Below are 5,384 nucleotides of genomic sequence, written 5' to 3'. Positions count from 1 at the left end.
ATGTCATGCAGGCCATCGCCAACGAGAACAACCTTGCCGAGACCGCCTTTGCGCGGCCGAACGGCAAGGGCTGGGATCTGCGCTGGTTCACCCCGGTCCATGAAGCCGACTTCTGCGGCCACGCCACGCTGGCCACCGCCCATGTGCTAGCCCAGGAACATGATATCGCCGGCGACATGGCCTTCGCCACGCGGGTGGGCGAGCTGAGGGTTTCCGGGCGCGACGGCGCCTACCAGCTCGATCTGCCCTGCTTTCCGCCGCAGCCCGTCGACGCCGAGTTGGCGTCCGCGCTTCAGGATACCGTTTCGGCGCGCCCGGTTGCGAGCTTCCGCAACTTCGAGAACCTGTTCGTCGAGCTGGCCGACGAAGCCGCCGTGCGCTCCTTTGTCCCGGACCTGTCCGGGATTGCGACGTTCCACCCTCTCGGCGTGGTCGTCACCGCGCGCGGCGAGACCCATGATTTCGTGTCCCGCTACTTCGCGCCCGGCGCGGGCATTCCCGAAGATCCGGTGACCGGCTCCATCCACGCGACGCTGATACCCTATTGGTCCGAAAAGCTCGGCAAGACGGAGCTGTCGGCTTTCCAGTGCTCGCAGCGCGGCGGTCACTTATTGTGCGAGCTGGCCGGAGACCGTGTGCGCATCACAGGCCGCGCGAAGACCTTCATGAAGGCGGAAATCTATCTGCCCGACTGAACGGGCCCTCAGACTATGGTGCGGAAGCTTGAATGCCGCCGGGCTCTCGCGAGAGATCGGGCATGATCAAAGGAAGCCTTGGCCGGCCGTGTATTTCTGACGCAGGCGCCTGTAAAGCCACCTGAAATAGGGGAGGTTTCGCCTGCGGTGCACAAACACCGTTTGGCCGAACGGCTGCTCGCTCGCCGGCGCCGATGGATCGTGCCACTCCTGCGACGGGCTGCGAAAAATGGCGGCGCCCTGCTGCCTGGCAAGGATCGTCAGCACCGATTGATCATGCCGATGCTCGACGAAGCCGGGCAGGTTGGGAAGGCCGTGGATGTTCGGCATGTCGGTCAGGCGAACCTCGCTCGCCATGGCCGTCGCCAGCAGCTTGAGGAAAGCCCTCGCTTCCGGCCCGGCGCGGTAGAGCTGCATGCCGGCCCATAGCTGCGGCAGCGACCAGAACTCCTCCCGGTCGGCATCCATTTCGACAAAGCAGTCGCGCTTGGTCCAGGCGCCCTGCAGCATCCGGCCGCCCATCTTGAACAGGCATACCGGGTGCTGGCTGGAAAGCGCGATCAGAGGCGCCGGGTCGGCAATGAAAGTCAGTGCGGCGTCGCTGTAGAGGACCGGCGTGCCGTCCGGCACGCGGTTCATCATGTCCAGGGTGATGAACGGCTTCCACAGCCAGTAGCCGGCGCCGCGCGGCGCGGCCATGATCGATGGGTATTTTCGCGCCAGGTCGACCAGCACCGGGTGGTCCGGCGTATAGAGATGACTGTCGAGGCCTAAGCGGCGCGCGCTCTTCAGCAGCAGCTTGCCGGCCTGCGACAGGTTCGGCGTCGCATAGCTGACATGGACGGCGCGCATCAGCCCGCCTGTTCGGTCCTGGCGAAGCTCGCGCGATCGGCGAAGCGCGCATACCAGTCGCTGATGTCGGCAAATCGGGCAAGCAATTCACGCCCTTCTGCGACCTTGACGAAATGGCCGACGATCGGTGCCGCGTGCAGGTCGGCAAGGGTCAGTTGCGACCCCAGCAGCCACGGCCCGTCGGCCTTCAGCGCCGACAGTGTCCGCAGCACAGCTTCCGCTTGCGACAGGCCCTTGGCGATCAGGGCCTCGTCGGGCGGATTTTGCTCCAGCCGCTCGACGGCGACATCCCAGACCATGGCGCGGTAGCCATAGGCGTCGAGCAGGCCGGTGATCTGGTTCATCCTTGCCCGGCTGCGCGCGTCTTTTGGCTGCAGCGCCGGGCCGTCGAAGGCCTCGTCGGCATAGCGGGCGATCGCGCTCGCCTCGAACAGGCGAAAGCCGTCACGCTCGAAAGCCGGGATGCGGCCGAACGGATGATGTTCAAGATACCAGGCCGGAACGCCTTCCGGGGCAAAGACATCGACGGGCACGAGGTCGTAGCCGATGCCTTTCTCTTCCAGCGCCAGCCGCGCGATGCGGACATAGACGCTGTAGTCGGCGCCGTACAGGATTGGCTTGCTCATCGTCAGCCCCTTGCTTCCGCTCGTGTTGCTGCCCAAAAAGCGAAGGCTCCTTTCGGAGCCTTCGGCATGTCGAAATTTGGGTTCTTACCCCATGGCCTTCTGTAGGTTCTCGTCGATCTTGTCGAGGAAACCGGTGGTCGACAGCCAGGGCTGGTCGGGGCCGATGAGCAGCGATAGGTCCTTGGTCATGAAGCCGGACTCCACCGTCTGGATGCAGACCTTTTCCAAGGTCTCGGCGAAGCGTTTCAGTTCGGCATTGTCGTCGAGCTTGGCGCGGTGCGCGAGACCGCGCGTCCAGGCGAAGATCGAGGCGATCGAGTTGGTCGAGGTCTCCTCGCCCTTCTGGTGCTGGCGGTAGTGGCGGGTGACGGTGCCGTGCGCGGCCTCCGCTTCCACGGTCTTGCCGTCTGGCGTCATCAGCACCGAGGTCATCAGGCCGAGCGAGCCGAAGCCTTGCGCCACCGTGTCCGACTGAACGTCGCCGTCGTAGTTCTTGCAGGCCCAGACATAGCCGCCCGACCATTTCAGGCTGGAGGCCACCATGTCGTCGATCAGCCGGTGCTCGTACCAGAGTTTCTTGGCCTTGAACTCGGCCTCGAATTCCTGCTCGTAGACTTCCTGGAAGATGTCCTTGAAGCGGCCGTCATAGGCCTTGAGGATGGTGTTCTTGGTCGAAAGATAGACCGGATAGTTGCGCAGCAGGCCGTAGTTCAGCGAGGCGCGGGCGAACTCGCGGATCGATTCGTCCAGATTGTACATGGCCATGGCGACGCCGGCGGCCGGCGCGTCGAACACGTCGTGCTCGATCACGGTGCCGTCCTCGCCGACGAACTTGATCGTCAGCTTGCCCTTGCCGGGATAGCGGAAGTCGGTGGCGCGGTACTGGTCGCCGAAAGCGTGGCGGCCGACGATGATCGGCTTGGTCCAGCCCGGCACCAGGCGCGGCACGTTCTTCATGATGATCGGTTCGCGGAAGATGGTGCCGCCGAGGATGTTGCGGATCGTGCCGTTCGGCGACTTCCACATCTTCTTCAGCTTGAATTCCTCGACGCGCTGCTCGTCGGGAGTGATCGTCGCGCATTTCACGCCGACGCCGTATTTCTTGATGGCGTTGGCCGAGTCGATCGTCACCTGGTCGTTGGTGGCGTCGCGGTGCTCGATGCCGAGATCGTAATAGTCGAGCTTGAGGTCGAGATAGGGGTGGATCAGCTTGTCCTTGATGAACTGCCAGATGATGCGGGTCATCTCGTCGCCGTCGAGTTCGACGACCGGGTTCGCCACCTTGATCTTCGCCATGGAAAGAATGCCTCGTTGCTGGGGATCGGAACGGCCTTGCCCGCATGGCTTTCGGCCGGGGATGCGCAGCGTATATCAAAGGCCTTTTGAGCGCGCAAACGCCGATCCGCCCGCGACTTCATGCCGTTCTTTGCCAAAGCTTCATTTTCACGGCCGAATATGGCAGGGGTCGCCGAAATGCCGCAAACAGCAGTTCATTGACGCCCATGCCAGCCAACGAAGATCCTAACGATACCCCCGCAGCAGGTCCGGCGATCATCCTGGTCGAGCCGCAGCTTGGCGAGAACATCGGCATGGTCGCGCGCGCCATGGCCAATTTCGGTCTTGCCGAGCTCAGGCTGGTCAATCCTCGCGACGGCTGGCCGAGCGAGAAGGCGCGCGCCGCGGCAAGCCGCGCCGATCATGTCATCGATGCGGTGCGGGTCTTCGACGATCTCGCCTCGGCGATCGCCGATCTCAATTTCGTCTTCGCCACGACGGCGCGCGAGCGCGACGGCTTCAAGGCCGTGCGCGGACCGGTCGAGGCGGGCAGGGCGCTGAGGACGCGGCAGCGTGCCGGGCAGCGCACCGGCATTCTGTTCGGCCGCGAACGCTTCGGCCTCTACAATGAGGAAGTCGGGCTCGCCGACGAGATCGTCACCTTTCCGGTCGATCCTGGCTTTTCGTCGCTCAACATCGCCCAGGCGGTGCTGTTGATGTCCTATGAATGGATGAAGTCGGGGCTGGATGACGAGACCCAAACCAACTTCTCCGGACCGGAACTCGTGCCGGCGACCAAGGAACAGTTGCAGAGCCTGTTCACCTATCTTGAAGGCGCGCTGGAGGCGCGCGGCTATTTCCGCCCGGAAGGGAAGAAACCGAAGATGGTCGACAATCTGCGTGCCGTGCTGACGCGCGCCGGTTTCGCCGAGCCGGAACTGAAGGTGCTAAGGGGCATCATCTCGTCGCTGGACAGATTTTCGCCGGCGATGCCGCGCGGCGACGGTTCCCCCGGCGACGATCCGAGACGGCTGCCCGCCGCTGCCGCGCGCGCCCGCAAGGCGGAAGCGGGCCAGGCGCACAGCACCAATGGCGACGACAATGACGCGCCGCTGGGCGGCAAGGGCACCGACAATGACTGACCGGCCGATCCTGATGTTCGATTCCGGTGTTGGCGGCCTCACGGTGCTGCGCGAGGCGCGCGTGCTGATGCCCGACCGGCGCTTCGTCTATGTCGCCGACGACGCGGCCTTTCCCTTCGGCGCCTGGGAGGAGCCGGCGCTGCGCACGCACATACTCGATCTCTTCGCCAGGCTGCTCGACCGGTTTTCGCCGGCGATCTCGGTTATCGCCTGCAACACCGCATCGACGCTGGTGATCGAAGCGCTGCGCAACAGGTTCCCCGGTCACCCCTTCATCGGCACGGTGCCGGCGGTCAAGCCGGCGGCGGAGCGCACCCGCTCCGGCCTAGTCTCGGTGCTGGCGACGCCGGGCACGGTGAAGCGGCAGTACACGCGCGACCTGATCAGCAAATGGGCGCAGAAATGCCACGTCCGCCTCGTCGGCAGCAACAATCTGGCGGGGCTGGCCGAAGTCTACATGCGCGAGGGCTTTGTCGACGAGGAGGCTGTACGCAGCGAGATCGCGCCCTGCTTCCTCGAACGCGACGGGCAGCGCACCGACATCGTCGTGCTTGCCTGCACGCACTATCCGTTCCTGGTCAACCGCATGCGCAAGACCGCGCCCTGGCCGGTGGACTGGATCGATCCGGCCGAAGCCATAGCCCGCCGCGCCATGTCCTTGCTCCCGCCGGTCAACGGATCGTCGCAAGGCGAGCCCGACATTGCCGTCTTCACCTCCGGCAAGTCTGATTTCGCCATCGGCCGGCTGATGCAGGGTTTTGGTCTGACGATCCCTTGACGGCAGGAACATCGGC

General features: G+C 64.5%; 6 protein-coding genes. 3 read left to right on the top strand and 3 right to left on the bottom strand.

Annotated features, from left to right (window positions below; genetic code table 11):
• The coding region (locus EOA33_RS22980; protein WP_145989243.1) for a PhzF family phenazine biosynthesis protein at positions 1–695 on the top strand (695 nt) is incomplete at its 5' end.
• A gap of 66 nt (positions 696–761) precedes the next feature.
• Here EOA33_RS22980 and EOA33_RS22975 read toward each other — a convergent pair.
• The 3 genes from EOA33_RS22975 to EOA33_RS22965 form a co-directional block, all read right to left on the bottom strand.
• On the bottom strand, positions 762–1,547 hold the full coding sequence (locus tag EOA33_RS22975; protein ID WP_127406664.1) for a hypothetical protein: 786 nt from the start codon (positions 1,545–1,547) through the stop codon (positions 762–764).
• Positions 1,547–2,173, bottom strand: coding sequence for a glutathione S-transferase family protein (locus EOA33_RS22970; protein ID WP_127406663.1), 627 nt, complete (start codon positions 2,171–2,173; stop codon positions 1,547–1,549). The genes EOA33_RS22975 and EOA33_RS22970 overlap by 1 nt, the downstream gene beginning before the upstream one ends.
• Before the next feature lie 84 nt (positions 2,174–2,257).
• Positions 2,258–3,469 (bottom strand): NADP-dependent isocitrate dehydrogenase, encoded by a 1,212-nt coding sequence (locus EOA33_RS22965; RefSeq protein WP_126054852.1) that lies wholly within the window; start codon positions 3,467–3,469, stop codon positions 2,258–2,260.
• Positions 3,470–3,675: 206 nt separating this feature from the next.
• Here EOA33_RS22965 and EOA33_RS22960 point away from each other — a divergent pair, with 206 nt between their 5' ends.
• Together EOA33_RS22960 and murI are read left to right on the top strand one after the other, a co-directional pair.
• The gene (locus EOA33_RS22960) at positions 3,676–4,590 is read left to right on the top strand and encodes an RNA methyltransferase (protein WP_126054851.1); all 915 of its coding nucleotides are present in this window, start codon (positions 3,676–3,678) and stop codon (positions 4,588–4,590) included.
• Positions 4,583–5,368 carry a glutamate racemase gene (murI, locus tag EOA33_RS22955; RefSeq protein ID WP_127406662.1) on the top strand — a complete coding sequence of 262 codons (786 nt, stop codon included), beginning with the start codon at positions 4,583–4,585 and terminating at the stop codon, positions 5,366–5,368. Before EOA33_RS22960 ends, murI begins: the two co-directional genes overlap by 8 nt.
• Positions 5,369–5,384: the final 16 nt, after the last annotated feature.

The organism is Mesorhizobium sp. M4A.F.Ca.ET.050.02.1.1, assembly GCF_003997725.1.
GTDB lineage: Bacteria > Pseudomonadota > Alphaproteobacteria > Rhizobiales > Rhizobiaceae > Mesorhizobium.
The sequence above is the reverse complement of the archived record's forward strand: the minus strand, read 5'-3'. Positions and strand labels throughout refer to the sequence as shown.